Genomic DNA, 26170 nt, shown 5'->3' with positions numbered 1-26170 from the left:
GGCGACGGGAGACCTGTGGAGGAGCGCGGCGCCTGATCGAGGATCCGGGTCACGCTGCGGCGGTGTCCCTCGTCATCCGCCGCCCCGGCCTGACCGTCCCCGTCCGCATCGACGCCACCGGTGCGTCCGGTCCCACCAAGGGGCGCGCACAGGGGTCGAACTGGCGACGATCCTCGCCGGGGCTGTACGTCCCGGCCGAGGCGGAGCGCTCGTTGGCTCAGGACATCGTCGAGGTGGCGGCCGGGTTGCCCGTGGGGGCGGCGATCACCGGGTGGGCGGCCTTGTACTGGATGGGCGCTCCCTATCAGCCCACTCATCATGCGGACGGGACCCGAGCCCACATCGAGGTCGCCATCGGCGATCACGCCGCGCTCCAGCCACGGCGTGGGGTGACGACGTCGGGAGACTGGCTGCTCCCCGGGGATGTCATCGACGTCGACGGTCTCCCCGTCACGCGCCCCGAGCGATCGGTGAGCTACGCCGCTCGTCGCGCCTGGAGCCTGGATCTCGCGGTCCGCATCATCGACATGGCGGCGCTCGGGAACCTGGTCGACGTCGCGGCCCTCCGTCGGTACGTGACCCGGCTCGGCGCGCGGCCCGGCGTGGTGCAGCTGCGCGATGCGGTGGACCTGGCCGACGAGAACAGCTGGTCGCCGATGGAGACCCACATGCGGCTCCGGTGGAGCGATGCGGTGCGACGTCGCCCGCTCACCAATCGGCCGATCTTCGACGCCTACGGCATCCGACTGTGCACCCCCGATCTGTTCGATCCCGTCCTGGGCGTGGTCGGCGAGTACGACGGCGAGGTCCACGACGAGTCGCGCGTCCGGGCTCGGGACCTGACGCGGGAAGAGCTCTATCGGGATCTTGGATTCGAAGTCGCGCGCATGATCGCGGTGGATCGACGGTCGGCGCAGTTCGAAGGGCGCTTGCACGCGGCGTACCGACGAGCAGCCGCTCGACCTTTGCGTGGCGGATGGACCCTGGAGCCGCCGCCCGGGTGGGTGGACACCACGTCAGTCGCGCGCCGTCGGGAGCTCTCGCCGGAGGCACGTGCCCGGTGGGCCGCGGCCCGCTGTTGAGGGTCGTACCAAGCAATCGGCAGGCGAAACCGACGATTTCGCCTGCCGATTGCTTGGTACGACGGACAACCCCGGCCGCGTGGGCGAGGTCACGATGTGGAATCAAGTGACAGCAGATAGTCTGAGGACAACAAACCTCACATTCAGGAGAGTGCAGTGCGGAGCTTCAGCGACAGCGTGGCGGCGGTGACCGGAGCGGGGTCCGGGATCGGGCGGGCCCTGGCCCTGCAGTTGGCGGAGGCGGGGGCGGACCTCGCGTTGGCCGACCTGAGTGAGGCCGGGCTGGCCGAGACCGTCGGGCTGATCGCCGCCCGGAGTCCCGAGCGGCGGGTCACCACCACGGTGCTCGACGTCGCCGACGAGGCGGCCGTCTACGCCTGGGCCGACGCCGTGGTGGCCGAGCACGGCCGGGTGGACCTGGTGATCAACAACGCCGGGGTGGCGCTGTCGGGTCTGGTGAGCGGGCTGAGCCTGGCCGACTACCGCTGGATCATGGACATCAACTTCTGGGGCGTCGTCTACGGCACCAAGGCCTTCCTGCCCCATCTCGAGGTCACCGGCGGCCACGTCGTGAACCTCTCCAGCGTCTTCGGCATCACCGCCCAGCCCCTGATGAGCGGCTACAACGCCAGCAAGTACGCCGTGCGCGGGTTCACCGAGTCGCTGCGCCAGGACCTCGAGCTCACCGGCTCGCGGGTCTCGGCCACCTGCGTGCACCCCGGCGGCATCAAGACCAACATCGCGCAGTCGGCGCGCATGGACGCCAGCGTCGCGGCCGCCACCGGCCACGCCGACGCCGCCTCCACGAAGGAGTTCGAGCGCACCTTCATCACCACCGCCGACACGGCCGCCGCCCAGATCCTCAAGGCCGTGCGCCGCAACAAGCGGCGCGTGCTGGTGGGCCCGGACGCCAAGCTGTACGACGTGATGGTCCGCCTGGCGCCGGTCGGTTACCAGCGCGTCATCACCGGGGTCGTGAAGGCGCGCAGCAACCGCAAGGGCGCCTCCGCGTCCGCCCCTCAGGAGCCCGCGGCCGCCAGGTCGGCCACCACGACGTCGAGCCGCTCGTAGCCCTCGCTGACGCCGGTGGCCATGCCCGAGCCGAGCATCCCGTCGCGGGCGGCGAGGCTGGTGGCCAGCATCAGGGCGTCGATGCGGGTGCGGGGGCCGGGCAGCGCGACCAGCCGCACGACCTCGACCATCACCTCGCCGGGGGCACCGAGCCACTCGAAGGTGCGCACGGTCGACTCCGGGCTCGGCTCGCCGTGCACGACGCCGCGGAAGGAGAACTCCGCCTCGGGGTCGGCGGGGTCGTGCTGCACCAGCGTCCAGGTGCCGCCGTGCCGGTCCTCCTGGGTGCACACGGTGTTCACCAGGCGCTGGGGCCCGATCCATCGGGCGACCAGCGCGGGCTCGTGCAGCGCGCGGAACACCAGGTCGACCGGCCCGTCGACCTCGCGCAGGATCCGGATGCCGTGCTCGCCCTCGGGCGAGATCAGGGTCTCGTGGGTACTCATCGCAGCAGTCTGACGAGGTAGCGGGGCAGCTCGCGGGTCGGCACGCTGCGCGGCCACGACGCCGGTCGCAGGTACGCCTCGCTCCCGCCGTCCACCGTGACGACGGAGCCGACCATGAAGTCGGCCGCGTCGGAGAGCAGGATCTCGACCCAGTGGGCGAGCTGCTCCGGTGTGCCGGGCCCGCCGGCGGGGATCGGGAACTTCCGCACGCGGTCGCCGTCCTTGCCGGCCAGCTGTTCCTGGAGCAGCGGAGTGGCCACCGCGCCGGGCGCCAGCACGTTGAGCCGGATGCCGGCCCCGGCCCACTCCGGGGTCGCCGCCGCGCGTCGCACCCAGTGCGTGAGGGCGGTCTTGGAGGCGGCGTAGCACCGGGCGGCGGCGAGGTTGCGGGGCTTCGCGAGCCGCTCGAGGGCGGCGTCGAGGTCGTCGTCCAGCAGGGTGCGCACCACGCGGCGTCCCACGAAGGGGGTCGTGGTGGTGGAGTTGGACCCGAGGACGACGGCCCGCCCCCGCTCCGAGGCCGCCAGCAGCGGCCGCAGGCCCTGCAGCAGCTCGACGGCGCCGCGCAGGTTCACCTCCAGCAGGGTCCGCTCGCGGCCCGGCACGGGTCCGAGTCCGGCCGCGAGCACCAGGCCGTCGAGCCGCCCGCCCGCGACCTCCCGCACCCCCGCCACCGCGGCGGCGCGGCCCTCGGCGGTGGACAGGTCCGCCACGACGTCGACGCCGGGCACCGCCTGCCGGTCGAGGCCGACGACGGTGTCCCCGGCCGCCCGCAGCCGTGCGGCGGCGGCCGCCCCCATCCCGGACGCGGCGCCGGTGATCGCGATCAGGCGCGCGCCGCCGGCCGCGCTCACCGCTGCTCCGCCGGCACGCCGGGGACGACGGGTTCGCCGCGGGGCACGATGAACAGCCCGTCGGCCTCCACCGCGACCCCGCGCCCGCCGCTGATCGAGGCGTGCACGCGGATCTTGCGGCCCTCCTCGGCCACGATCCGGCCCGCCAGCTCGACCTCGCCGAGCGGCAGCGGTCCGACGTAGCGCAGGGTCAGGGTGCCGGTGGCGGTGAAGCGCCGGAACTGCGACGCCGTCTCGCCCATCAGGTGGTCGAGCAGCAGGGCGCTCACGCCGCCGTGCACGTGCCCGGGCGGGCCCTCGTAGGCCGCGCCGAGCGTGAGCCGTGCGCGCACGACGCCGTCCTCGCCGTGCTCGGTGACCAGGGGTGGGGCCACGGCGTTGCGGCGTCCCACCGCGGCGTTGCCCCAGTTCGACGCGCGCCCGGAGGCGTTGAAGCGCACCCCGGCGGCGCCCGGCTCAGCCTCGCCCGCGCCCGCCAGCAGTGCCGCGGCCGCACGCAGGTGCTCCAGGGCGGCGGCCGCGGCGGCGTCGTCGACCTCGGAGCGGATCACCAGGTCGTTCACGGCGCGCAGCTGCACCGCGAGCGGCTCGAAGCGCGCCTCGCGCTCGTCGAACCAGGCGTCGGGAAGGTCGACGTACTCGAAACCGGCCAGATCGGACACGTGTCCAGATTAGGGACGACGTCGCCGCGGTGGCGTGCGTCTCAGCGCAGCGAGGCCGCCACCTCGCTGATGACGTCGAGCACGCCCGCGGCCGAGGCGGCGTCGGTGCGGAAGTTGGTGAAGCAGGCGCGCAGCACGGTGACGCCGTCGAGCTCGGCGGGGGCGAGGAACACCCGGCCGTCGTGCTGCAGCGCCTGGGCGAGCGCGACGTGGTGGCGGTCCAGCGCCCCGCCGCTCAGCGGCCGTTCGCCCTCGCCGGTCGGCGGGAGGTGGCGGAAGCAGACGGTGGTGAGCATCGGGTCGTGGCGCAGCTCGAACTCCGGGTGGGCGCGCACGGCGTCCACGAAGGTGCGGGTCACCTCCAGGGTGCCCTCCAGCCAGGCGCGGAACCGGGCCGCGCCGTGCACCCGCATCGAGAGCCAGAACCGCAGGGCGCGCAGCGGCCGGGAGTACTCGAAGGTCGAGTCGACCGGGTTGCCGGTGTCGCCCTCGTGGAGCATGTAGTGCTCCTCGTGGCCGAAGGTCGCGCGCAGGACGCCGTGGTGGCGCACGAGCAGCGCGCTGCAGCTCTTGGGCATGCCGAGCCACTTGTGGGCGTCGACGGTGACCGAGTCGGCGCGGGCCAGCCCGGCGAAGAGGTGGCCGTGCGACGCCGTGGCCGCGGCGGGGATGCCGTAGGCGCCGTCGACGTGCAGCCACACCCCGTGCCGCTCGCAGACCGCGGCGATCTCGCCGAGCGGGTCGACGGTGCCGGTGAGTGTGGTGCCGGCCGTGGCCACGACCGCGACGGGCACGACGCCGGCCTCGAGGTCGGCGCGCACCAGCGCCTCCAGGTCGGCCGGGCGCATCCGGCGCTGGTCGTCGGTGGGCACCCAGCGCACCGCGCGGCGGCCCAGTCCGGCCGCCTCGACCGCCCGCACCACCGAGTGGTGGGCCTCCTCGGAGGCGTAGACCGCCGCCGAGCCGGGGGTCACGCCGTGCTCGCGGCTGCCGGGCCGGGCGTGCTCGCGCGCCGCGAGCAGGCCGGTGAAGTTGGAGGTCTGGCCGCCGCTGGTGAAGTGGCCCTCGGCGGCCGGGTAGCCCAGGAACTCCGCCAGCCAGTGGACCGCCTGCCGGTCCAGCAGGTCGGCGGTCCCGGCCGACGTGGCGAGGTTGGCGTCGTAGGCCGAGGACAGCGCCGAGGCGAGCACCCCGGTCTCCAGGGCGCTGGAGGGCACGTAGGCCAGGAACAGCGGACGCGCGGTGGAGACGCTGGAGTCCAGCACGTGCGCGGCGTCCTCCAGGGCCACGGACAGGTCGTCGCCGACGTCGGGCAGGCCGCGGCCGAGTCGGCGCACGAGGTCGGCGTCGGGGGCGGGCTCGACCGGTCGCGGGTGCTCGAAGGAGGCCCACGCGCGGCTGACGTGCGCGGACAGCTCGGCCAGGACGCCGTCGCGGTCGGCCAGCGCGGAGGGCGCCGCGGATCCGGCCGCGGGGTCGGGGTGCGGGGCGAGGGGTGCGTCGGTCACCCCGCCACTGTGCGAGGTGCGCGGCAGCGCGCGCAACAGGGGTCGGCTGTGCTGATCAGAATGATCGCTTCTGCGTCGCATCCAGGGCAGGATGCGCAGTGTGGATCAGCTCGACGCCCGTATCCTGCTCGCCCTCGACGACGACCCCGACGCCAGCGTGCTCGCGCTCTCGCGCCGGCTCGGGATCGCCCGCAACACCCTGACCGCACGCCTGACGCGGATGCAGGACGCCGCGGTGCTCGGCCCGTTCAGCCGCCGCGTCGAGCCGGCCGCGCTGGGCCTGGGGCTCACGGCCTTCATCTCGGTGGAGCTGAGTCAGGAGGCGGGGGAGGACGCCACGGCCGCGCTGCGGGAGGTGCCGGAGGTGATCGAGATGCACGCCATCACCGGCGGGGCCGACCTGCTGCTCAAGGTGGTCGCCGGCAACACCGCCGACCTGCACCGGCTCAACGGCCGCCTGCTGGCGATCCCCGCCGTGCGGCGCACGAGCACCGCGATCTCCCTGGCCGAGGAGATGCCGCTGCGGCTGCGCGGACTGCTCGCCCGCGCGGCCGAGGGACGCGGCTGAGGCCGCGCCGTCCGACCCGACACGGACGACGCGGCGTGCTCAGCCGGTGCGGGGTGCGGGGGTCAGCTGACCATCTCGAGGTCGAACTTCACGTCGGTGCCGTCCACCGAGGTGACGGTGGCGGTGAAGTCGTGCATCTCGCCGCCGAAGTCGGCGGTGCAGGTGGCGGTGGCGTCGACCTCGCCCTTGAGGTCCTCGGGGCAGGTCACGCTGTCGGGGGCCACGCCGGTGATCTGCTCGGCGAGCGGCTCGATCTGCGTGGCGAGGTCGTCCTTGTCGACCGTGACGTCGCCGATGCTGGCCTCCACCGAGCAGCCGGTCACGGTGAGGGTCACGGCGACGGCGGCGACGGCGAGCAGGCGACGGGAGGTGGGAGCGAGGTGGCGCATGGGAGTGGTTCCTTCGTGGTGGGGGTGCCGGGGGAGATCGCAGCACGCGCCGCGATCACGGCGCGGTCAGGATCGTCCCACCTCAACCTGAGAGCCGGGGGTCAGGCGTCCGCGGTGGGCAGCAGCATCCGGTAGGCCGCCCGCTCGAGGTGCCAGGTGCGGTGGCGCTCGGGACCGGTGATCTCGCCGTCGGCCGAGATCCAGAACGCCTCGCCGCTCACGGTCACCCGCCGGCCGCGGAAGGTGCTGACCTCCTCCAGCGACTCGTGCGCCGCCAGACCGAGCATCGCCGCGTACCGCAGCCGCGCGAGGGGCCCGCGGGCGCGGGTGACCAGGACGTCGAGCACGCCGTCGCCGGGGTCGGCCTCGGGGGTGAGGGCCGTGCCGCCGCCGACGCTGGGGCCGTTGCCCACCGCGACCAGCAGGACGGGTGAGTCGACGTCGACCACGGTCTCGCCGTCGACCTCGACGTGGAGTCGGAAGGTGGGCGGTCGCCAGGCCACCAGTGCGGCACCGATCGGGTAGCCGAGCCGCCCCAGCCGCTCCTTCCAGACCTCCCCCCGCCGGCTCGCCTCCGCGCTCGCCCCGAGGTGGACGTGGTTGACCACGACGCCGCCGAGCTCGTCGACCAGCAGGTCCATCGGCGTCGGCACGCCGGTGGCGACGACGAGGGCGGCCTCGGCCGGGTCGAGCGGCAGCCCCAGGCCGCGCGCGAAGTCGTTGCCCGTGCCGAGCGGCAGCAGGCCGAGCACCGCCGAGGCGAGGTCGCGGCGCCGGTGCAACGCCGCCACGACGGCGTGCAGCGACCCGTCGCCGCCGGCCCCCACCAGGCGCCGCGACCCGGCGCGGTGCAGCACGCCGTCGAGCTCGCCGGGGTCGGCGGTCGTGGCGACCTCCACCGAGCAGTGGGCCCGCAGCACCTCCAACGCGGCGTCGAGGTGCGCGGCGTCGGTGTTGCCGGCGCCGGCGTGGGTGAGGACGAGGAGGGGTTCCACCGCGTGAGGGTAGCCCGGGCCGCCGACGGGCCCCGGCCCGCGTGGAAGCGGTCGCCCGGCGGCGGCTCTGCTAGCGTGACGCCGCAAGAGCCCCGTTCGCTGTTGCGGCGGGGCTTTCGTCGTTGTCCAAGGAGTGCACATGCCCGCCATCGCCATCATCGGTGCCCAGTGGGGCGACGAGGGGAAGGGCAAGGCCACCGACCTGCTCGGCAGCCGCGTCGACTACGTCGTGAAGTTCAACGGCGGCAACAACGCCGGCCACACCGTGGTGATCGGTGAGGAGAAGTACGCGCTGCACCTGCTGCCCAGCGGCATCCTCAGCCCGAACTGCACCCCGGTGATCGGCAACGGCGTCGTGATCGACCTCGACGTCCTCTTCCACGAGATCGACGGGCTCGAGGCGCGCGGCGTCGACACCTCCAAGCTGCTGGTCTCGGCCAACGCGCACGTGATCCCGGACTACAACCGCAGCCTGGACAAGGTCACCGAGCGCTTCCTCGGCAGCCGTCGCATCGGCACCACCGGCCGCGGCATCGGCCCCACCTACGCCGACAAGATGAACCGCATCGGCATCCGGGTGCAGGACCTGTTCGACGAGAAGATCCTCACCGCCAAGGTCGAGGGCGCCCTGGACCTCAAGGGCCAGGTGATGGCGAAGATCTACAACCGGCGCGCCCCGAGCGTGGCCCAGACGGTGGAGGAGCTGCTGGCCCACGCCGACCGCCTGCGCCCGCTGGTGGCCGACACCGCGCTGGTGCTGCACGAGGCCCTCGACCGCGGCGAGTTCGTGCTGCTCGAGGCCGGCCAGGCCACCCTGCTCGACGTCGACCACGGCACCTACCCCTTCGTGACCTCCTCCTCGGCCACCGCCGGCGGCGCCTGCACCGGCTCCGGCATCCCGCCGACCCGCCTGGACCGCGTGGTGAGCATCGTCAAGGCCTACACCACCCGCGTCGGCGAGGGGCCCTTCCCCACCGAGCTGCACGACGACGACGGCGAGTTCCTGCGCCGCACGGGTGCGGAGTTCGGCACGACCACGGGCCGCCCGCGCCGCTGCGGCTGGTACGACGCCGTCATCGCCCGCTACGCCGCGCGCATCAACGGCGTCACCGACTTCGTGCTCACCAAGCTCGACGTGCTCACCGGCCTCGAGCGCATCCCCGTGTGCGTCGGCTACGACGTGCGGGGCGTGCGCCACGACGAGATGCCGGTCAACCAGTCCGACTTCCACCACGCCACCCCGGTGTACGAGTACTTCGAGGGGTGGAGCGAGGACATCTCCTCCGCCCGCACCTTCGAGGACCTCCCCGCCGCCGCGCAGCGCTACGTCGAGGCCCTCGAGGCCATGTCCGGCGCCCGGATCTCGGTGATCGGGGTCGGCCCCTCGCGGGCCGCCACGATCGTGCGGCACGAGCTGGTCTGAGCCGCCCGGCGGCACGGGGCCGGGCTCCGGACGAGGCCCGGAGCGGGCTCAGTAGAACGTCGTCGCGCTCGACTCCCCGGAGAGCCCGACGACGTGGAACGCGTCGGCGTCGACCCGGCGCGGCCGCGCTGTGGCGAGCGGCGTCCACTGCCGCCCGGTCGCGTCGAGCGCCACGAGTCGACGGTCCTCGACCAGCACGACCTCGTCGTCCCCGTCGCCGTCGACGTCGCTGACGGCCGGCGGTGAGAGCGCCGCGCTCACCCCGCTCGCCCGGGCGTACACCGGCTCCAGGCGCAGGAACCGGTCGCTCTCGAACGGCGCCGAGCGCACCGTGCCGCTGAAGGGATCGACCACCACCAGGTCGGCGGCGGCGTCGCCGTCGACGTCGGCCAGGGTGGTGGTCGGCCCGAAGCTGGTGCCGAGGGCACGGGTGGGGCCGGGGTCGGCGAACGCGGTCCCGGTGGACCGCAGCACGGTGATCGTCGGGTCGGCGGCGTTGGTCGTGCGGCCCTGGTGCACGAGGTCGGCCAGGCCGTCGCCGTCGACGTCGCCGGCGACGTAGTCGCGGTCGAGGATCGTGCCGTCGAGCGCGGGCAGGTCCGCCCACACCTCCGGAGCGCCGAAGCCGCCGGCGCCGTCCCCGCGCGCGACCAGCACCCGGGTGGACCCCGCCCCGCCCTCCAGGGAGGTGATCACCGAGACGAGGTCGCCGGCTCCGTCGCCGTCGACGTCGCCGAACGTCAGGTCCGGCGGGTCGGCGTCCTCGTTCCCGGCGGAGCCGAGATCGACGCCCAGCCCGAGGGTGGCGGGCGGGGCGGTGGGGCCGGAGACCACCCGGACCTCGACGGTGCCGTCGTAGGGGTCCTCCACGCCGAGGACGTCGGTCGTGGCATCGGTGTCGATCGGGCCTGCGAAGGCGATCGAGACGTCGGGGTCGACCTCCTGCGGTGCACCGAAGCCGCCCGTCTCCAGGCCGGGATAGCGCAGCAGGACGCCGTCGCCGTCGACGAGGAGGACGTCGCCGAAACCGTCACCGTCGGTGTCGCCGTGCACGGGGCCGGGCGTCGGAGCGGCCCCGGTGGTGGTCCCCCCGGTGCCGTCGGCGCCGCGGGGCCCGGTGTCCCCTGCGTCGTCGCCGCGGGTCGCCAGCACGACGCCGCCGGCGGTGAGCACGACCACGAGGCCGGCCGTGCCGACGACCGCCAGCACCCGCCGTCGCGGCCGGCGGGGTGCGGCGGCTCCGGGCACGGGCGGGAGGGCCGGCATCGGCTGCGGGGTGCTCAGCAACGACCGGGTCTCGCGCAGGTCGCGGCGCAGCGACTCCGCGTCGCGGTAGCGCTGGGCCGGGTCGGGGGCGAAGCAGCGCGCCAGGACGGTGTTCAGCGCCGCCGTGATCTCGTCGTGGCCCGGCAGCTGCGGCACCCCGAGCACCGCGCCACCCGCGCCACCCGGGGCGTCCGCGGGGTAGGGCGGCACTCCGGTGAGGCACTCCCACAGCAGCGCGCCGACCCCCACCAGGTCGCCGGCGATCCCGTCGGCCCGGTCGCGCCCGTCGGCGTGGGCCGATCCGTCCACCTCGGCGAGGAAGACGTGGGGTCGATCGCCGCGCTCGTCGCGCAGCAGCACCTCGGCCGGGCGCAGGCCGACGCCGTGGGCGCCCGCCGCGTGCAGGGCCGCGAGGGCGTGGGCCACCTGCTCGCAGATCTGCAGCGCGGGACCGGGGGCGAGCGCACCCCGGGCGGCGAGCAGCCGGGCCAGGTCCCCGCCGGCGGCGAACTGGGTGACCAGGTAGCCGTGTCCCTCGTGCACGCCGTGGTCGAAGACCGCCACGACGTGGGGCGAGTCGGCGCTGCCGAGCAGCCGGGCCTCCCGCTCGACCCGCTGCCGGGCGTCCTCGGTCCCGGCGCGCAAGCGCAGCGCCACCCGCCGTCCCAGCCGCTCGTCGAGCGCGGCCCAGGTGGTGCCCGCGGGACCCTCGTCGAGGGTCTGCTCCAGCACGTAGGGACCGATCCGGCTCCCCGGCCAGGGCCGGCCCTCCGGCGACGGACCCGGTGTCAGGCCGCCTGTCGGGCCGGCCATCAGACCGGGCCCCCGGCCACGGTCAGGAAGCTCTCGGTGCGGTCCGGGATCGGCCGCGTGACGGCCGCCCGCTGCACGAGGCCGTCGGGCCGGGACAGGGCGAGCGTGGCGATCGCGAGGTCCTTGCGGGAGATCGAGTCGCTGACGTTGCCCGAGATCACGACGTCGTCGCGGCCGTCGCCGTCGGCGTCCACCACGCTCAGCGTGGGCGCGAAGGTGAGTCGCCCGCCCCGGAGCAGGGCGAGGCGGACGGGGTCGGTGAAGCTGCTGCCGCTCAGCGAGAGCGAGAGCAGCTCCGGTGAGCTGTCGATGGTCAACAGGACGGCCTCGTCGGTGCCGTCGCCATCGAGGTCCCCGGCCGTGCACGGGCTCCGCACCTCGAAGTCGAGGGTCCGACTGGCGTCGAGCGCGAGCGGTTCGGCAGCCGTGGTGTCGCCCCCGCTGCGCAGCCACTCCAGGGTGAGGCCGTAGGCACCGAAGTCGTCGGCGTAGTCGGCCCGGCAGTTGAGCAGGTCGGTGAGGCCGTCGCCGTCGAGGTCGGCGGGCACGAACCGGCTGGTCTCCTCGTACTTCGCGACCCCGTAGGACCGGACCAGGCGCGGGGTCGAGAAGGTCGCGCCGTCGAAGGAGGAGAGCAGCAGCCGGTCGCGGACCCGGTTGAAGTCGGCGTCCAGCGCGGTCAGCTCGTGCAGCGCCAGGTCGTCCAGACCGTCGCCGTCGAGGTCGGCGAGGATCGGGGAGTAGAGCTGCGACTCCACCGTGCGCGGCAGCCGCAGGGTGATCTCGCGGCCCGAGGAGGTGATGCTGTGGAGCACGGTCTCCTCGTCTGTACGGCCGGCGGTGAGTAGGTCGGTGATGCCGTCGTCGTCGAGCTGGCCGCGGGTGAGGTCGTAGACCCGGACCTCCGGCAGCGAGACGACCTCGGGCAGATCGGTGGTCTCCAGCAGCCGGCGGCCGTCGGAGGGCCAGTCGGCGCGGACGGTCGCGTAGCGCGTGGCCCGGGCGTCCAGCGGCGTACGGGCCATCTGCACGACGTCGCCGAAACCGTCGCCGTCGACGTCGCCGCGGATCGGGCGGTCCGTCCCGGTGGCCCCCTCGGCGCCGGTGGTCCCCTCGGGGCCGAGGGTGGACCCGGTCGTCGGCTCGTCGGACGGGGAGTCACCGCCCGAGGCCAGCGCCACGCCCCCTCCCACGGCCGCGGCCAGCAGAAGCGCGACCGCGACCAGGACCGGTGCCCGACGCCCCGAGCGACGCCCCGCAGGACGCGACCGGGGCCCGCCCGGCGGGGGGACGGGGGGCAGCGAGCCGCTCGAGGGACCGGGACCGGACGAGCCGACCGACCCCACGGACCCCACCGACCCGAGCGACCCGACGGAGCCGACGGAGCCGACGGAGCCGACGGACGGTGACGGGGGCGCGATCGCACCGGCGCGCAGCGGGGGCAGGGAGGCGGGGATCGTGGTCAGCAGCGACTCGAGGGTGCGGCGCAGCGCACCGGCGTCGGCGAACCGGGCGGCGGGGTCCTTGGCGAGGCACGCCGTGAGCACGGCGTTGAGGGCACCGACCGCCGCCGCGCCCTCCGGCCCGGCGTCGGGGGACACGGGGGCCAGCTGCGGCACGGGGGAGGTCTGGTGGGCGAGCGCGACCTCGACGTCGGTGCCGCGGTAGGGCGGGGCGCCGGTGAGGGTGGCCCACAGCAGGCAGCCGACGGAGTAGACGTCGGAGGCGGGAGACGCGGGGGCGCCGCGACCCACCTCGGGGGCGAGGTAGCCCCACGTGCCGGCCACCAGGCCGGGGTTGGTGAGGCCGTCGGGTTCGGCGCGGGCGATGCCGAAGTCGCAGAGGTAGGCATGGGGTTCGAGCACGTCGGGGTCGCGCAGCAGCACGTTGCTGGGCTTGACGTCGCGGTGCACGACGCCCACCGCGTGGGCGTCCTCCAGCGCCTCCGCGACCTGCGCCACCACCCGCAGGGCGAGCGCCGGCGGCATCGCGCCGCGGGCGCGCAGCAGCGCCCCGAGGTCGCCGCCGCCCACCAGCTGGGTGGCCAGGAAGCGCCGGTCCTGCTCGACGCCGTAGTCGTAGATCGTGATCACGTGCGGGGAGTCCAGCCGCGCCAGCAGGGCGGCCTCGCGCTCGAAGCGTGCGGCGGCCTCGGCGCTCTCGCCGGCGCCGGTCGTGACGACCTTCAGCGCCACCCGGCGTCCGATCGCGGTGTCGGTGGCGGCGTAGACCACCCCCATCGCGCCCCGCCCGATCTCGTGGTCGAGCTGGTAGCGGCCGAGACGGTCACCGGGGGCAGGGAGGTCGGACATGGTCGCGGTTCTTCCCTGCGCGACGCGGCGGCAATCCTGGCCCGCGCGGTCGCGGACGCCACACCGGCCGCCCCCCCGCCGGGCCTCACCCGGCGGCGTCTTCCGTGCCGCCCCGTAGGATCGCGGCCCGTGAAGACCCTCGTCATCGGCACCGGCGGCCGCGAGCACGCCCTGGCCCGCGCGCTCTCCCTCGATCCCGCGGTGAGCGAGGTGCACGTCGCCCCCGGCAACCCCGGGATGGCGGTGGTCGCCACCCTCCACGACGTCGACCCGCTGGACGGCGAGGCCGTGGCCGCCCTGGCCCTCGACCTCGACGTCGACCTCGTCGTCGTCGGCCCCGAGGCGCCGCTGGTGGCGGGCGTCGCCGACGTCGTGACCGCACGCGGGATCCCGGTGTTCGGCCCGCAGGCCGCCGCCGCTCGGCTCGAGGGCTCCAAGGCGTTCGCGAAGGAGATCATGGCCGCCGCCGGCGTGCCCACCGCCGCCGCCCGGGTGTGCCTGACCGAGGCCGAGGCGGCCGCGGCGCTGGACGAGTTCGGCCCGCCCTACGTCGTCAAGGACGACGGGCTCGCCGCGGGCAAGGGCGTCGTCGTGACCGAGGACCGCGCGGAGGCGCTGGCCCACGCGGTGGCCTGCGACCGCGTGGTGATCGAGGAGTACCTCGACGGCCCCGAGGTCTCGCTGTTCGCGATCACCGACGGCACCACCGTCTACCCGCTCCAGCCGGCCCAGGACTTCAAGCGCATCGGCGACGACGACGCCGGACCGAACACCGGCGGGATGGGCGCCTACACCCCGCTGCCCTGGGCCCCGGCCGACCTCGTGGCCGAGGTGCGCCGCACGGTGCTGGAGCCGACCGTCGCCGAGATGGCCCGCCGGGGCACCCCCTTCGCCGGCCTGCTCTACGCCGGTCTCGCCCTCACCCGTCGCGGCGTGCGGGTCGTGGAGTTCAACGCCCGCTTCGGCGACCCCGAGACCCAGCCGCTGCTGGCCCTGCTCGACTCCCCGCTCTCCGCGCTGCTCATGGGGGCCGCCACCGGCACCCTGGCCGACGTCGAGCCGCCGCGCTGGAAGGACGGCGCCGCCGTCGGCGTGGTGATGGCCAGCGCCGGCTACCCCGCCACCTCCTCCTCGGGCGACCCGATCACCGGCATCGACGCCGCCGAGGCGCTGCCCGGGGTGCACGTCATCCACGCCGGCACCGCCCTGCAGGACGGCCGGCTCGTCACCGCCGGCGGCCGGGTGCTCGCCGTCGTCGGCACCGGCGGCGACCTCGCGGCCGCCCGCGCCGCCGCCTACGCCGGCGTCGCCGAGGTCGCCTTCCCCGGCGCCCAGCACCGCACCGACATCGCCCGCACCGCCGCCGAGCAGGCCGCCTCCGCCTGACCCGGTCTGATCACGCCCCGGGGCCCCACGCCTCGGGCCTCAGGTCACCCGGCGCCCACGGCCCGCCGCCGCGGCCGGCGCGGAGGCCGGTGCGTGGGAGGATGAGGCACGTGACCGTGCCCAACGTCCTGGCCACCCGCTACGCCGGCGCCGACCTCGCCCAGATCTGGTCCCCCGAGCACAAGATCGTGCTCGAGCGACAGCTGTGGATCGCGGTCCTGCGCGCCCAGCGCGACCTCGGGATCAGCGTGCCCGACGGCGTCGTGGAGGCCTACGAGGCCGTCGTGGACCAGGTCGACCTCGCCTCGATCGCCTCCCGCGAGCGCGTCACCCGGCACGACGTGAAGGCCCGGATCGAGGAGTTCTGCGCCCTCGCCGGGCACGAGCACATCCACAAGGGCATGACCAGCCGCGACCTGACCGAGAACGTCGAGCAGCTGCAGGTGCGCCAGTCCCTCGCCCTGCTGCGCGACCGCGCCGTCGCCACCCTGGCCCAGCTCGCCCGCCTGGCCGCCGAGCACGAGGTCACCGTCATGGCCGGGCGCTCGCACAACGTCGCCGCCCAGGCCACCACCCTCGGCAAGCGGTTCGCGACCGTGGCTGACGAGCTGCTGATCGGTGTGGAGCGCCTGGAGCAGCTGCTCGACCGCTACCCGCTGCGGGGCATCAAGGGCCCGATGGGCACCGCCCAGGACATGCTCGACCTCCTCGACGGCGACGCCGACCGGCTGGCCGACCTGGAGCGGCGGGTGGCCGCCCACCTCGGCTTCGACCGGGTGCTCACCAGCGTCGGCCAGGTCTACCCGCGCTCGCTCGACTTCGACGTGCTCTCCGCGCTGGTGCAGCTCACCGCGGCCCCGTCCAACCTCGCCACCACGATCCGGCTCATGGCCGGCCTCGAGCTGGTCACCGAGGGGTTCGCAGAGGGCCAGGTGGGCTCCTCGGCCATGCCCCACAAGATGAACACCCGCTCCTGCGAGCGGGTCAACGGCCTCGCGGTCATCACCCGCGGCTACCTCTCGATGGTGGGCGAGCTCGCCGGCGACCAGTGGAACGAGGGCGACGTGTCGTGCTCGGTGGTGCGCCGGGTCGCGCTGCCCGATGCGTTCTTCGCCGTCGACGGCCTCTTCCAGACCTTCCTCACCGTGCTCGCGGAGTTCGGCGCCTTCCCGGCCGTCATCCAGCGCGAGCTCGACCGCTACCTCCCCTTCCTCGCCACCACCAAGGTGCTGATGAGCGCGGTGCGCAACGGGGTGGGCCGCGAGGTCGCCCACGAGGCGATCAAGGAGGCCGCGGTGGGCACGGCGCTGGCGATGCGGCAGGGTCAGGCCGCCAACGACGTCTTCGCCAAGCTGGCCGCCGACGAGCGCCTCGGGCTCAGCTCCGACCAGCTGGGAGCGCTGGTGGCCGAGCCGCTCAGCTTCACCGGCGCCGCCCAGGCCCAGACGCAGGCGGTGGTGGCCGCCGTCGAGGCCCTCGTGTCGCGTCATCCCGCCGCTGCCGCCTACACCCCGGGCGCGATCCTCTGACCGTGGCGACCCCGCAGCCCGGTCGCGGCCCTGCCCGCGCGGCACTCGCGGCGGGTGCGGTGGGCTACGCCGCGGCCTGGGGGCTGGCGTGGGCACGGTTCCCCGCGCGCGTGCCGGTGCACTTCGGCGCGGGCGGGGAGGTGGACCGCTACGCCGATCGTGGCAGCGCGCTGGTCGGCTTCGCGGTGCTCGGCGTCGTCCTGACGGCCCTGTTCGTCGTGCTCGCCTGCGCGGGTTCCCGCGTCCCGACGACCTGGCTGAACCTCCCCCACCGCGACCACTGGCTCGCGACCCCGGAGCGGGAGCGGCAGGTGCGGGCGATGATGGCGGTGGACCTCGCGGCCCTGGGTGCCGCCACCCTGGTCCTGCTGGCCGCCCTGCTCACGGCCACCGCCGTGGTGTCCACCGACACCGACCCCCGGCTCGGCGCCCCGGTGGCGATCCTCGTGGCCGTCTGGCTGGTGCTGGTGCTCGGGTACGCCGTGTGGTGCCACCGGCGCCGCTACCGCCCCTGACGCACCCCGACGCACGGCCCCTGACTCACCGCCGCTGACGCGAACCGGGGCCCGCGCCCACGTCATGGCGGTGGGTGCGGGCCCCGGTCAGGGACGCGTCAGCGTGCGGCGGGTCGGACCGATCAGAGGTCGACCGGGCGCAGGACGCGGTTGATGGCGTGGGCGACCTGGCGGTTGCCCTTGTTGATGTCGACCTTCACGACGCGGGCGTTCTTGTCGTTCTTGTCGGCGTCCTGGAGGCTGGCCGGCTTCGGGTTGGGCAGGACGCGCAGCTTGGCGCCGGTGGCCGTGGTCACCGTGGCGCGGTCCTTGGCGGCGGCCAGCACCTTGCCGGAGGTCAGGGTCTTGCCGGGCACCACGTGGTAGAGCAGCACCGACTCGATGGTGTCGATGTCGAAGGCGCCGGTGATGGCCTTCACCGTGGCGGCCTCGGACTTCGGGGTCTTGCCGGTGAGGTCCTTCACCAGGCGCTCGAAGGCGAGGTCGGTGGGGGCGAAGAGGGTGAGGCGGGTCTTGCCGTCGGCGACGAGGCCGACCGGGCTGTCCGGCTTCTCGGCCAGCACGGCGTTGACCGCGGCCTCGAGGATGTCGAAGTCCTGGGCGTTCTTGTCGAACTTGGTGCCGTCGGCACCCAGCACGGCGGCGAGGCTCTTGGTGCCGGCCTTGCGCGCGGCGTCGTCGTGGGCCTGCGCGGCGGAGAGCGGGGCGGCGGCGAGGCCCGCGCCGAGGGTGACGGCGACGGCGGCGGTCGCGAGGCGGCGGATCGGACGTGCGGTCATGAGGTTCTCCCAAGAACAGGGCCCACCGTGCGTGGGCCGAACGTCCTCGACCGTAGGCAGGGGCGACCCGGCACCTCCCACCCCTTGGGAGACCCCGGGGGGCATCCTCAGGGCGTCTTCAGCAAGCGCTCAGGAGCGGCACAGGAAAGTCCACCGGACGAGTGCACTTCGCGGGCCTCGGCCGCCGTCAGTCGCCGTCAGTCGGCGTGGGGCGCGCTCAGGCGCGGGCGTCGCCGCCCCAGTTGGCCAGCTTCGTGGCCACCGTGTGCAGGTCGGCGCGCCACACGTCCTCCGGCCCGGGCGGGATCATCTCGTCCCACTCGACCGCGAAGGAGCCGACGACGCCGGTGAGGCCCTCGGTGCGGGCGAAGAACCACACGTGCAGGTGGGAGCCGCCGTCGCCCCAGCGGTTGACGTGGACCCGCTTGATGTGCGGCAGGTTCTCGATGATGCGCACCAGCCGGTTGCTGATGCGGCCCAGCTGCGAGGCGTGCTCGTCGTCGAGGTTGCCCATGTCGAGGTGCTCGCGCGGGTGGAGGGTGAGCACCAGGGGGAGACCGGTCGGGGCGCCGGGGTGCGTGAGGACCCAGACGTCGTCCTCCCACACGACCGTGGCGGGGTCGAACCCCGCGCAGGATCCGCACGGCTTGTCGGGGTGCTCGCCCCAGCGCGGCTGCTCCTCGGCGGGGGCGCCGACCACCTTGGGGGCGAGGACGCCGTCGACGACCTCCCAGGGGAAGGAGTCCCAGGCGGCGGAGTCGGCCAGCGGGAGGCGTCCCTGCTCCCCGACGGTGGCGACGATGCGGGCGTAGACCTCGGCTGCGGACTCCGGCATGTGCTCAGGGTGCCAAACCCGCTCGCCGCCGCGCACCTCGGGTCGTCCCACCGCCGCTGCGGGTGGTCGGGGCGGACCCTCGCGGGACTAGGCTCGACCCGTGCTGAACATCCCCCCGGCTCCGGTGATCGAGGGTGCGACCCACCTGCACTCCGGCAAGGTCCGCGACCTGTACGAGCTCACCGGGGGCCCTCACGCCGGTGCCCTGCTGATGGTGGCCAGCGACCGGATCTCGATCTTCGACTTCGTGCTGGACAGCACGATCCCCGACAAGGGCGAGATCCTCACCCGGATGTCGCTGTGGTGGTTCAAGCAGCTCGCCGACCTCGTGCCCGGGCACGTGATCTCCACCGAGGTGCCCGACGCCGTCGCCGGGCGGGCCGTGATCTGCGAGCGCCTCGACATGTTCCCGGTCGAGTGCGTCGTGCGCGGCTACCTCACCGGCTCCGGCCTGCTCGACTACCGCGCGAGCGGCGAGGTGTGCGGGATCCCGCTGCCCGCCGGCCTGGTCGACGGCAGCAGCCTGCCGGCCCCGATCTTCACGCCGGCCACGAAGGCGGCCGTCGGCGAGCACGACGAGAACGTCTCCTTCGACGCCGTCGCCGCCACGGTCGGCGCCGACGTCGCCGCCACCCTGCGCGACCTCACCCTGGAGGTCTACGCCCGCGCCGAGCGGATCGCCCGCGAGCGCGGCATCCTGCTCGCCGACACCAAGCTGGAGTTCGGCGCCCGCGCCGACGGCACGATCGTCCTCGGCGACGAGGTGCTGACCCCCGACTCCTCACGGTTCTGGCCCCTGGCCGACTGGCGACCCGGCGAGGCCCAGCCCTCCTACGACAAGCAGATCGTGCGCAACTGGGCCCTCTCGGCCGCGTCGGGCTGGGACCGGGCCTCGGGCGAGGCGCCGCCGCCGGTGCCCGCCGAGGTGGTCGACCGCACCCGGGCCCGCTACGTCGAGGCCTACGAGATGCTCACCGGGGAGACCTGGTGAGCGGGCGCGTCGCCCCGATCCGGTTCGAGGTCTCCTGCGAGGAGGCCTACGACTACCTCATCGACCCCGCGAACCGCGTCGAGTGGCAGTCCAGCCTGCGGCGCGTCGAGCAGGTCCGCGGCCCCGACGGCGTCATCGGCCAGACCTGGATCGACGTCACCACCGCCGGGATGCGCCCCCTCATGGAGCTCACCGACGCCGAGCGTCCGCACCGCTGGTCCGAGGTGGGCCGCTGGCGCGGCTTCGGTGCCACCCTCACCCTCACCTTCACGCCCGTGGGCTCGTTCTGCGACGTCACGCCCTCGATGTCGGTCTACGCCTCGGGCCTGCTGCGCCCGATCGGCGGGCTGCTCGACCGGCTCGCCCCGCTGGCCGTGCGCTCCGACCTGCGGCGCGCCGCGACGATCCTGGCCCGGCGATGACCGCCCCCGACCCCACCGCCGGCCCCCACCTCACCGCCGGGCCCGGCCGTGGCTCCCTGGGCCCCGCCCGCACCGTCGCGCGGTTCGTCCTCGGCGCGTTCCTGACCTTCGCCGGGCTGTCGCACCTCACCTGGGGGCGGGAGGAGTTCCGGGCGCAGGTGCCCTCCTGGGTCCCGGTCGACGAGGACCTCGTCGTGCTCGGCTCCGGGGTGGTCGAGATCGGCCTCGGCGCCTCGCTGATCCTGGCCTCGCGGCGGCTGCCGCTGGTGGGCTGGCTGGTGGCGGCGTTCTTCGTCGCGATCTTCCCCGGCAACATCGGCCAGTACGTCGAGGGTGTCGACGCCTTCGGGCTGGACTCCGACCGTGCGCGGCTGATCCGGCTGTTCTTCCAGCCCGTCCTCGTGGTGTGGGCGCTGGTGAGCACCGGCGCGTGGCCGCGCCGTCGTCCCGGGACCTGAGGCGCACCGGGGGAGACCCGCGTCGGGTCACGCCCCCGCCCCGATCTGTGCCGCGGCACAAACCGGACCGCTTCGCTTCGTCGCAAAGGACGTGGTGGGCGTCACGAACCCCTCAGTAGGTTGGCGGACGTGACCGACTACAACCTCGCCTCGCTCCTCGAGGACACGACCGCCGCCCACGGCGACCGCACCGCGATCATCTTCGGCGACACCCGGCTCACCTACACCCAGGTGAACGCCGTCGCCAACCAGGTGGCCAACCTGCTGGCCGAGCGCGGCATCGTGCGTGGGGACAAGGTGGCGATCAGCTGCCCGAACCTGCCGTTCTTCACCCTGATCTACTACGGCATCCTCAAGGCCGGCGCCTCCGTGGTGCCGCTCAACGTGCTCCTGAAGGGCCGCGAGGTGGCCTACCACCTCCAGGACTCCGACGCGAAGGCCTACTTCTGCTTCCAGGGCACCCCCGAGCTGCCGATCGGCGCCGAGGGCTGGGCCGGGTTCAACGAGGCCGAGGGTTGCGAGCACTTCTTCGTCATCACCGCCGACCCCGCCGCCGCCTCCCCGATCGAGGGCGCGGAGACCTTCGGGGCCGCGCTGGCCGGCAAGGCGCCGACCTTCGAGACCGTCGTCACCGACGAGGACGACACCGCCGTCATCCTCTACACCTCCGGCACCACCGGTCGCCCCAAGGGTGCCGAGCTGCGCCACCGCAACATGCGCGACAACGCCCTCGCGGGCTCGGACCTGTTCGGCGCCGACGTCGACAACCCCGACACCCTGCTGTGCGTGCTGCCGCTGTTCCACTCCTTCGGCCAGACGGTCATCCAGAACGGCGGCTTCGCCTTCGGGGGCACCGTCGTGATGCTGCCCCGCTTCGAGGCCGCGCCCGCGCTGAGCCTGATGGCGAAGGAGAAGGTCACCTTCTTCGCCGGCGTGCCCACCATGTACTGGGGGCTGCTCGGCGCCCTGGCCGACTCCGACGTCGACGTCGCCTCGCTCGCCTCCCACCTGCGGGTCGCGGTCGCCGGCGGCTCCGCGCTCCCGGTCGAGGTGCACAAGGACTTCCAGCGCAAGTTCGGCGTCACGATCCTGGAGGGCTACGGCCTCTCCGAGACCAGCCCGGTGGCCTCCTTCAGCCGGCTCGGCGAGGAGGTGCGGGTCGGCTCGATCGGCAAGCCCATCCCCGGGGTGGAGATGAAGCTGATCAAGCCCGAGTCGTGGGACGAGGTCGAGTGGACCCCCGAGACCGCCGACGACGTCGTGGGCGAGATCGCGATCAAGGGCCACAACATCATGAAGGGCTACTACGGCCGGCCCGAGGCCACCGAGGAGGCCATCCAGGACGGCTGGTTCCGCTCCGGCGACCTCGGCAAGCGCGACGCCGACGGCTGGTACTACATCGTCGACCGCTCCAAGGACATGATCATCCGCGGCGGGTTCAACGTGTACCCGCGCGAGATCGAGGAGGTGCTGATGACGCACCCCGCCGTCTCGCTGGCCGCCGTCATCGGCGTGCCGCACGAGAGCCACGGCGAGGAGGTCAAGGCCGTGCTCATCCTCGAGAAGGACGCGCAGGTGACCGAGGAGGAGATGGTCGCCTGGTGCAAGGAGCAGATGGCGGCCTACAAGTACCCCCGCATCGTGCAGTTCGTCGAGGGTCTCCCGATGACCGCCACCGGCAAGATCCTCAAGCGCGAACTGTCGTGAAGCTCAGCGGCGGGCTCACGCTGGCGATCCTCATGGTCGCCGTCGGGGCGATCTGGACCTTCCAGGGTCTGGGCTACCTCGGGGGCAGCTTCATGACCGGGGAGTCGCTGTGGGCGATCCTCGGGCCGATCGTCGCCGGGCTGGGCCTCGCGCTGGGCATCGTCCTCGTCCAGAACGGGCGCAACGGCGACGGCCGTCGCTGAGCCCGCGCCCCGCTCCATCCTCCGGCCGGTCCCGCCTCGCGCGGGGCCGGCCGGAGGTCTGTGCACCTCAGGCGAACGGGTCGGGCAGGGCGCCGGGCAGTCGGGTGAGCAGCTCGCGGGCCTGGGCGGCCACCTTGTGCTCGACCAGCACCTCGTAGCGGGTCGCGACCACCTGGGTGACGGACTGGAAGTCGCGCCGACCCCGGGTGAGGGCGTAGCCGAAGAGTGCCCAGATCACGCCGAACAGGGCGCCGAAGAGCATGGTGGAGAAGATCGTGGCGCCGCCCTCGTCGCTGAACAGCGACAGGATCACGCCGATGAACAGGCCGAACCAGGCGCCGGTCGCGAGGCCGCCCACCGCGACCCGGCCGGTGGTGAGACGGCCGGTGATCCGCTCGATGCGCTTGAGGTCGGTGCCCACGATGAGGCAGTTCTCCACCGGGAACTTCTCGTCGGAGAGGAAGTCGACGGTGCGCTGGGCGTCGGCGTAGTCGTCGTAGACCGCCAGTGACTGGGGGAACTCCAGGCGCAGCGGCGAGCCGATCCGGCCGGTCGGGGTGCGGGGTGCGAAGGGGCCGCTCATGCCTCCAGTCTGCCGCGCCGCTGGTCACCGGTCCTGCCCAGCGGGCGGTGGGGGCGGAGCACCCCCGGTGGGCCACTACGATGGGCGACGTGCCCAAGGTCGTCGTCGACGTGATGCCCAAGCCCGAGATCCTCGACCCCCAGGGCAAGGCGGTGCTCGGCGCGCTGCCCCGCCTGGGGTTCAGCGGCGTCACCGACGTCCGCCAGGGGAAGCGGTTCGAGCTCGAGGTGGCCGGTGAGGTCACCGAGGAGGTGCTCGCCGACGTCCACCGGATGGCCGAGACCCTGCTGTCCAACCCCGTGATCGAGAACTACGCGGTGCGGGTGGAGGAGTCGTGAAGGTCGGGGTCGTCACCTTCCCCGGCACCCTCGACGACGTCGACGCCCAGCGCGCCGTCCGCATCGCCGGCCACGAGGCCGTGGCGCTGTGGCACGCCGACGCCGACCTGCGCGGCGTCGACGCCGTGATCCTGCCCGGCGGGTTCTCCTACGGCGACTACCTGCGCTGCGGAGCGATCTCCCGGTTCGCGCCGGTCATGACCGAGGTGATCGCGGCGGCCGGGCGGGGGATGCCGGTGCTCGGCATCTGCAACGGCTTCCAGATCCTGTGCGAGTCGCACCTGCTGCCCGGGGCCCTGGTGCGCAACGACCACCAGAAGTTCGTGTGCCGCGACCAGCCCCTGGTCATCGAGAACAACCGCACCGCGTGGACCAACGCCTACGCTCAGGGCGCGGAGATCACCATCGTGCTCAAGAACGGCGAGGGTGGGTTCGTCGCCGACACCGAGACCCTCGACCGGCTCGAGGGGGAGGGCCGGGTCGTGGCCCGCTACCTCGGCACCAACCCCAACGGGTCGCTGCGCGGGATCGCCGGCATCACCAACGAGGCCGGCAACGTCGTCGGCCTGATGCCCCACCCCGAGCACGCCGTGGAGGACCTCACCGGGTCCGGCACCGACGGCCGCGGGTTCTTCGACTCCGTGGCGGGCTGGGCCGCACTGGCCGCCGCCACCCTCGGCTGAGGTCGCGGTGACCCCGCAGGACCTCTTCCGGCGCGTCGCCACCGCCGAGGCCGTCACCTGGGCGCTGCTGCTCATCGGCATGTTCCTCAAGTACGTCACCGAGACGACCGAGCTCGGGGTCACGGTGTTCGGCATGGCCCACGGCGTCGTGTTCCTGACCTACGTGCTGGTCACGCTCGTGGTCGGCACCGACCAGGGCTGGACCACCGGCCGGATCGTGCGCGGCCTGCTCGCCTCGATCCCGCCCTTCGTCACCGTCCCCTTCGACCGCGCCGTCGAGCGCACCGGCGGCTTCGGCCCCTGGCGGCTGCGCCCGCCCGGCTCCCCCCAGGCCGCCCGGGCCCCGCACGAGCGGGTGGTCGCCACCCTGCTCGCCCACCCCGGTCGGGGCGCGGCGATCGGCGTCGTCGCCGTCGCCGTGCTCACCGCCGTCGCCCTCGCCGTCGGGCCGCCCGTCGGGAAGTGAGCCCCGGCGGGATCGGGGAGGGTCTCTCGGGTCCGGGCGCCTCGTGATGCTGACCGTGGGTGCTGACGTTCGTCGAGGAGGCGCCCCGGCGCCGTCGCGAGACGCGGCGGGCCGAGGGGTGGCGGTGGGTGGCGGTGGTCTTTCGGGTGCGCGCGTCCCGTGACGCTCGCTGGCGCTCGCTCCTCGACGACCGCGACCGACTACGTTCGTCGAGGAGGCGCCCCGGCGCCGTCACGAGACGCGGCGGGCCGGGGGTCGGCCTCGGGGTCAGCGGTCAGGCGGAGCGGACGCCCGCCATGAGCCGCCCCCAGGTGGCGGTGCCCAGGACGCCGTTGGGGGAGAGGCCCACGCGCTTCTGGTAGGTGCTGACGACGTCGGCCATCGCGGCGTCGTAGACGCCGGTGTTCTTCAGGCTGACGCCGAGGTCGGCGGCGTTGAGGGCCCGCTGGGCGCGACGCACGTAGAACCCGGCGGAGCCGACCTTGAGCACCGGCTTCTGGCCGTAGCTGAGCACCGACATCCACTCGCGGCGGTACCAGCGGCCCGACGGGGTCATGCCGCGCTTGGTCTGCCAGGCGGCCACGGCGCGCTGGACGCCGCGGTGGTAGCGACCGTCGAGGGCACCGGGGTAGACCCCGCGCTCCTGCAGCAGGCACTGCAGCGCCTTGACCTGGCTGGGCGGGGAGACGTCGTCGCCCTTCGGCGGGTGCAGCGGCTCGTAGGCGCGGAAGGAGATCGTGACCCCGCCGCAGTGCGTCTCGGCGGGGGCGCGGGAGCCGGCGCCGAGGTCGAGGTAGTTGGAGTCGATGTTGATCGTGACCCCGCCGTGGGTCTCGTTGTGGCCGCCGCGGTACTGCTTCACGCGGTGCCCCGGGCGCCACCCGTCCTCGCGGATGTAGGAGGAGGAGGTGTTGGCGACGCCGTCCCAGCGGGCCAGCCAGATGCGGGTGGGCAGGGTGAACTCGCCGGGACGGTTCACGCGGGCGTCGTCGACCATCTTGATGCCGCTGGACGCGCTGGAGTACAGACCGGGCACGAAGCCGAGCTCGGTGACCTTCGCCGACCAGGCGCTCACGAACGCCAGCGCCGACTCGCGGCACCGCGTGTTGCCGAGGTCGAAGCCCTCGAGGTCGTACCAGAGCGTGCTGCCGGGCGTGAGTCCGAGCGCGGTGGCGTCGGCGACCGTCGTGGTGGCGGAGTCGACGCCCATGGCGCGGGCCTTGCCGTACTTGCCCGCACCCGGGCTGGGGTCGATCTTGAAGTCGTCCTTGTACCGCGGGAACCGCGGCTGGCAGGAGGCCTGCGGGCCGAGGGTGATGGGCAGCAGGCGCCAGCCCTTCGCCAGCTGGGTGCGGATCCAGGTGGGGGTCAGGTTCGGCTGGTTCCGGCAGGCGCGGGAGTCGCCGGAGATGTAGATGCCGACCGCCAGGAACGGCGAGGTCTCCAGCCAGGTGTCCATCGCCGCCTGCGTCGGGGCCAGGCACTGGTCGAAGCCGAAACCGGTGAAGTCGCCCGGCGTCACCGGGTTCGGGGCGTCGCGGCGCTGTGCGACCGCGGCGGCGCCCGGCGCCGAGGCGGGGACGCCGGGAGCCGCCGTGGCCAGCAGGGTGCCGGTGAGCAGGGCCACCGCCCCCGAGCGCAGCAGGGTGCGGGCACGGGGCAGGGCAGGACGAACGGGGCGCATGCCGGGTCTCCAGGGGAAGTAGGGGACGGCTCCGAAGGACGATAACCCCATCCGTCACACCCGTCACAGCTGTCGGCGGAACTACGTCCGTGTAATTCGTGCAGGTCAGCAGGGGTCTCCCCGCGTTCGACGTCGTACCAAGCATCCGGCAGGCCGAATCGGCGCGTCGGCCTGCCGGATGCTTGGTGCGACGGCCTCCCCC

The 26170-nt window shown here is 74.0% G+C and carries 27 protein-coding genes; 15 read left to right on the top strand and 12 right to left on the bottom strand.

What is annotated here, in order from left to right; translation table 11 throughout:
- Both ACERUJ_RS13145 and ACERUJ_RS13140 read left to right on the top strand, forming a co-directional pair.
- Positions 1–1082: hypothetical protein (locus ACERUJ_RS13145; RefSeq protein WP_370249049.1), on the top strand; the 1082-nt coding region annotated here is incomplete at its 5' end.
- A 156-nt stretch (positions 1083–1238) separates the two neighbouring features.
- The gene (locus tag ACERUJ_RS13140) at positions 1239–2153 is read left to right on the top strand and encodes an SDR family NAD(P)-dependent oxidoreductase (RefSeq protein WP_370249048.1); all 915 of its coding nucleotides are present in this window, start codon (positions 1239–1241) and stop codon (positions 2151–2153) included.
- Here the strand turns inward: ACERUJ_RS13140 and ACERUJ_RS13135 are convergent.
- Genes ACERUJ_RS13135 through ACERUJ_RS13120 form a run of 4 tightly spaced genes read right to left on the bottom strand, consistent with a single transcriptional unit; the run spans position 2102 to position 5623 of the window.
- Positions 2102–2599 carry an SRPBCC domain-containing protein gene (locus ACERUJ_RS13135; RefSeq protein WP_370249046.1) on the bottom strand — a complete coding sequence of 166 codons (498 nt, stop codon included), beginning with the start codon at positions 2597–2599 and terminating at the stop codon, positions 2102–2104. The two genes, ACERUJ_RS13140 and ACERUJ_RS13135, sit on opposite strands and share 52 nt — an antisense overlap.
- Complete coding sequence (locus ACERUJ_RS13130; protein ID WP_370249045.1) at positions 2596–3453, bottom strand: SDR family oxidoreductase; 858 nt, start codon at positions 3451–3453, stop codon at positions 2596–2598. The genes ACERUJ_RS13135 and ACERUJ_RS13130 overlap by 4 nt, the downstream gene beginning before the upstream one ends.
- The gene (locus ACERUJ_RS13125; protein ID WP_370249044.1) at positions 3450–4115 is read right to left on the bottom strand and encodes a PaaI family thioesterase; all 666 of its coding nucleotides are present in this window, start codon (positions 4113–4115) and stop codon (positions 3450–3452) included. The genes ACERUJ_RS13130 and ACERUJ_RS13125 overlap by 4 nt, the downstream gene beginning before the upstream one ends.
- Positions 4116–4156: 41 nt before the next feature.
- On the bottom strand, positions 4157–5623 hold the full coding sequence (locus ACERUJ_RS13120; protein WP_370249043.1) for an aspartate aminotransferase family protein: 1467 nt from the start codon (positions 5621–5623) through the stop codon (positions 4157–4159).
- A gap of 100 nt (positions 5624–5723) precedes the next feature.
- Between ACERUJ_RS13120 and ACERUJ_RS13115 the strand changes: the two genes are divergently transcribed.
- Positions 5724–6191, top strand: a complete 468-nt coding sequence (locus tag ACERUJ_RS13115) for an Lrp/AsnC family transcriptional regulator (RefSeq protein ID WP_370249042.1) — start codon at positions 5724–5726, stop codon at positions 6189–6191.
- A 62-nt stretch (positions 6192–6253) separates the two neighbouring features.
- Here the strand turns inward: ACERUJ_RS13115 and ACERUJ_RS13110 are convergent, their stop codons facing one another.
- Positions 6254–6580, bottom strand: coding sequence for a DUF4333 domain-containing protein (locus ACERUJ_RS13110; protein ID WP_370249041.1), 327 nt, complete (start codon positions 6578–6580; stop codon positions 6254–6256).
- Positions 6581–6681: 101 nt separating this feature from the next.
- Complete coding sequence (locus ACERUJ_RS13105; RefSeq protein WP_370249040.1) at positions 6682–7575, bottom strand: diacylglycerol kinase family protein; 894 nt, start codon at positions 7573–7575, stop codon at positions 6682–6684.
- A 139-nt stretch (positions 7576–7714) separates the two neighbouring features.
- Between ACERUJ_RS13105 and ACERUJ_RS13100 the strand changes: the two genes are divergently transcribed.
- Positions 7715–8998 (top strand): adenylosuccinate synthase, encoded by a 1284-nt coding sequence (locus ACERUJ_RS13100; protein WP_370249039.1) that lies wholly within the window; start codon positions 7715–7717, stop codon positions 8996–8998.
- Between the two features lie 48 nt (positions 8999–9046).
- On the opposite strand, the gene ACERUJ_RS13095 is transcribed toward ACERUJ_RS13100, so the two are convergent.
- Positions 9047–10996, bottom strand: coding sequence for a protein kinase (locus ACERUJ_RS13095; protein ID WP_370249038.1), 1950 nt, complete (start codon positions 10994–10996; stop codon positions 9047–9049).
- An 80-nt stretch (positions 10997–11076) separates the two neighbouring features.
- On the bottom strand, positions 11077–13389 hold the full coding sequence (locus ACERUJ_RS13090; protein ID WP_370249036.1) for a protein kinase: 2313 nt from the start codon (positions 13387–13389) through the stop codon (positions 11077–11079).
- 129 nt (positions 13390–13518) lie between these two features.
- Here ACERUJ_RS13090 and purD point away from each other — a divergent pair, with 129 nt between their 5' ends.
- From purD to ACERUJ_RS13075, 3 genes are all read left to right on the top strand, one after another.
- Positions 13519–14775 carry a phosphoribosylamine--glycine ligase gene (gene purD, locus ACERUJ_RS13085; protein WP_370249034.1) on the top strand — a complete coding sequence of 419 codons (1257 nt, stop codon included), beginning with the start codon at positions 13519–13521 and terminating at the stop codon, positions 14773–14775.
- A 110-nt stretch (positions 14776–14885) separates the two neighbouring features.
- Complete coding sequence (gene purB, locus ACERUJ_RS13080) at positions 14886–16304, top strand: adenylosuccinate lyase (RefSeq protein ID WP_370249032.1); 1419 nt, start codon at positions 14886–14888, stop codon at positions 16302–16304.
- Positions 16305–16306: 2 nt separating this feature from the next.
- On the top strand, positions 16307–16819 hold the full coding sequence (locus ACERUJ_RS13075; RefSeq protein WP_370249031.1) for a DUF1648 domain-containing protein: 513 nt from the start codon (positions 16307–16309) through the stop codon (positions 16817–16819).
- Between the two features lie 122 nt (positions 16820–16941).
- Here the strand turns inward: ACERUJ_RS13075 and ACERUJ_RS13070 are convergent, their stop codons facing one another.
- Positions 16942–17598, bottom strand: coding sequence for a fasciclin domain-containing protein (locus ACERUJ_RS13070; RefSeq protein ID WP_370249030.1), 657 nt, complete (start codon positions 17596–17598; stop codon positions 16942–16944).
- Between the two features lie 217 nt (positions 17599–17815).
- Complete coding sequence (locus ACERUJ_RS13065) at positions 17816–18433, bottom strand: hypothetical protein (protein WP_370249029.1); 618 nt, start codon at positions 18431–18433, stop codon at positions 17816–17818.
- Between the two features lie 100 nt (positions 18434–18533).
- Between ACERUJ_RS13065 and ACERUJ_RS13060 the strand changes: the two genes are divergently transcribed.
- From ACERUJ_RS13060 to ACERUJ_RS13040, 5 genes are all read left to right on the top strand, one after another.
- Positions 18534–19424, top strand: coding sequence for a phosphoribosylaminoimidazolesuccinocarboxamide synthase (locus tag ACERUJ_RS13060; RefSeq protein ID WP_370249028.1), 891 nt, complete (start codon positions 18534–18536; stop codon positions 19422–19424).
- Positions 19421–19846, top strand: coding sequence for an SRPBCC family protein (locus tag ACERUJ_RS13055; RefSeq protein WP_370249027.1), 426 nt, complete (start codon positions 19421–19423; stop codon positions 19844–19846). Before ACERUJ_RS13060 ends, ACERUJ_RS13055 begins: the two co-directional genes overlap by 4 nt.
- Positions 19843–20304 carry a hypothetical protein gene (locus ACERUJ_RS13050; RefSeq protein WP_370249026.1) on the top strand — a complete coding sequence of 154 codons (462 nt, stop codon included), beginning with the start codon at positions 19843–19845 and terminating at the stop codon, positions 20302–20304. The genes ACERUJ_RS13055 and ACERUJ_RS13050 overlap by 4 nt, the downstream gene beginning before the upstream one ends.
- Before the next feature lie 129 nt (positions 20305–20433).
- Positions 20434–22011 carry a long-chain fatty acid--CoA ligase gene (locus ACERUJ_RS13045; RefSeq protein ID WP_370249025.1) on the top strand — a complete coding sequence of 526 codons (1578 nt, stop codon included), beginning with the start codon at positions 20434–20436 and terminating at the stop codon, positions 22009–22011.
- Positions 22008–22214, top strand: a complete 207-nt coding sequence (locus ACERUJ_RS13040) for a hypothetical protein (protein WP_370249024.1) — start codon at positions 22008–22010, stop codon at positions 22212–22214. The genes ACERUJ_RS13045 and ACERUJ_RS13040 overlap by 4 nt, the downstream gene beginning before the upstream one ends.
- 67 nt (positions 22215–22281) lie before the next feature.
- Here the strand turns inward: ACERUJ_RS13040 and ACERUJ_RS13035 are convergent, their stop codons facing one another.
- A complete protein-coding gene (locus ACERUJ_RS13035) occupies positions 22282–22797 on the bottom strand; it encodes a general stress protein (protein WP_370249023.1) in 516 nt (171 codons plus the stop codon).
- A gap of 89 nt (positions 22798–22886) precedes the next feature.
- Between ACERUJ_RS13035 and purS the strand changes: the two genes are divergently transcribed.
- From purS to ACERUJ_RS13020, 3 genes are read left to right on the top strand one after another with little or no spacing between them, the layout of a single operon-like run.
- A complete protein-coding gene (gene purS, locus ACERUJ_RS13030; protein WP_370249022.1) occupies positions 22887–23135 on the top strand; it encodes a phosphoribosylformylglycinamidine synthase subunit PurS in 249 nt (82 codons plus the stop codon).
- Positions 23132–23818, top strand: a complete 687-nt coding sequence (purQ, locus tag ACERUJ_RS13025) for a phosphoribosylformylglycinamidine synthase subunit PurQ (protein WP_370249021.1) — start codon at positions 23132–23134, stop codon at positions 23816–23818. Before purS ends, purQ begins: the two co-directional genes overlap by 4 nt.
- Positions 23819–23825: 7 nt before the next feature.
- Entirely contained in the window at positions 23826–24284 is a 459-nt protein-coding gene (locus ACERUJ_RS13020) for a DUF3817 domain-containing protein (protein ID WP_370249020.1), read from the top strand.
- 274 nt (positions 24285–24558) lie between these two features.
- On the opposite strand, the gene ACERUJ_RS13015 is transcribed toward ACERUJ_RS13020, so the two are convergent.
- On the bottom strand, positions 24559–25968 hold the full coding sequence (locus ACERUJ_RS13015; RefSeq protein ID WP_370249019.1) for a glycoside hydrolase domain-containing protein: 1410 nt from the start codon (positions 25966–25968) through the stop codon (positions 24559–24561).
- Positions 25969–26170: the final 202 nt, after the last annotated feature.

The organism is Nocardioides sp., from assembly GCF_964228225.1.
In the GTDB taxonomy this organism is placed as follows: domain Bacteria; phylum Actinomycetota; class Actinomycetes; order Propionibacteriales; family Nocardioidaceae; genus Nocardioides.
This window is presented reverse-complemented; position numbering and strand designations above follow the sequence as displayed.

Coding starts and splice junctions, on each gene's coding strand:
- ACERUJ_RS13135 (WP_370249046.1), bottom strand. CDS start 2,599: ATGAGTACCCACGAGACCCTGATCTCGCCCGAGGGCGAGCACGGCATC.
- ACERUJ_RS13110 (WP_370249041.1), bottom strand. CDS start 6,580: ATGCGCCACCTCGCTCCCACCTCCCGTCGCCTGCTCGCCGTCGCCGCC.
- ACERUJ_RS13100 (WP_370249039.1), top strand. CDS start 7,715: ATGCCCGCCATCGCCATCATCGGTGCCCAGTGGGGCGACGAGGGGAAG.
- ACERUJ_RS13090 (WP_370249036.1), bottom strand. CDS start 13,389: ATGTCCGACCTCCCTGCCCCCGGTGACCGTCTCGGCCGCTACCAGCTC.
- ACERUJ_RS13070 (WP_370249030.1), bottom strand. CDS start 17,598: ATGACCGCACGTCCGATCCGCCGCCTCGCGACCGCCGCCGTCGCCGTC.
- ACERUJ_RS13065 (WP_370249029.1), bottom strand. CDS start 18,433: ATGCCGGAGTCCGCAGCCGAGGTCTACGCCCGCATCGTCGCCACCGTC.
- ACERUJ_RS13050 (WP_370249026.1), top strand. CDS start 19,843: ATGACCGCCCCCGACCCCACCGCCGGCCCCCACCTCACCGCCGGGCCC.
- ACERUJ_RS13035 (WP_370249023.1), bottom strand. CDS start 22,797: ATGAGCGGCCCCTTCGCACCCCGCACCCCGACCGGCCGGATCGGCTCG.
- ACERUJ_RS13015 (WP_370249019.1), bottom strand. CDS start 25,968: ATGCGCCCCGTTCGTCCTGCCCTGCCCCGTGCCCGCACCCTGCTGCGC.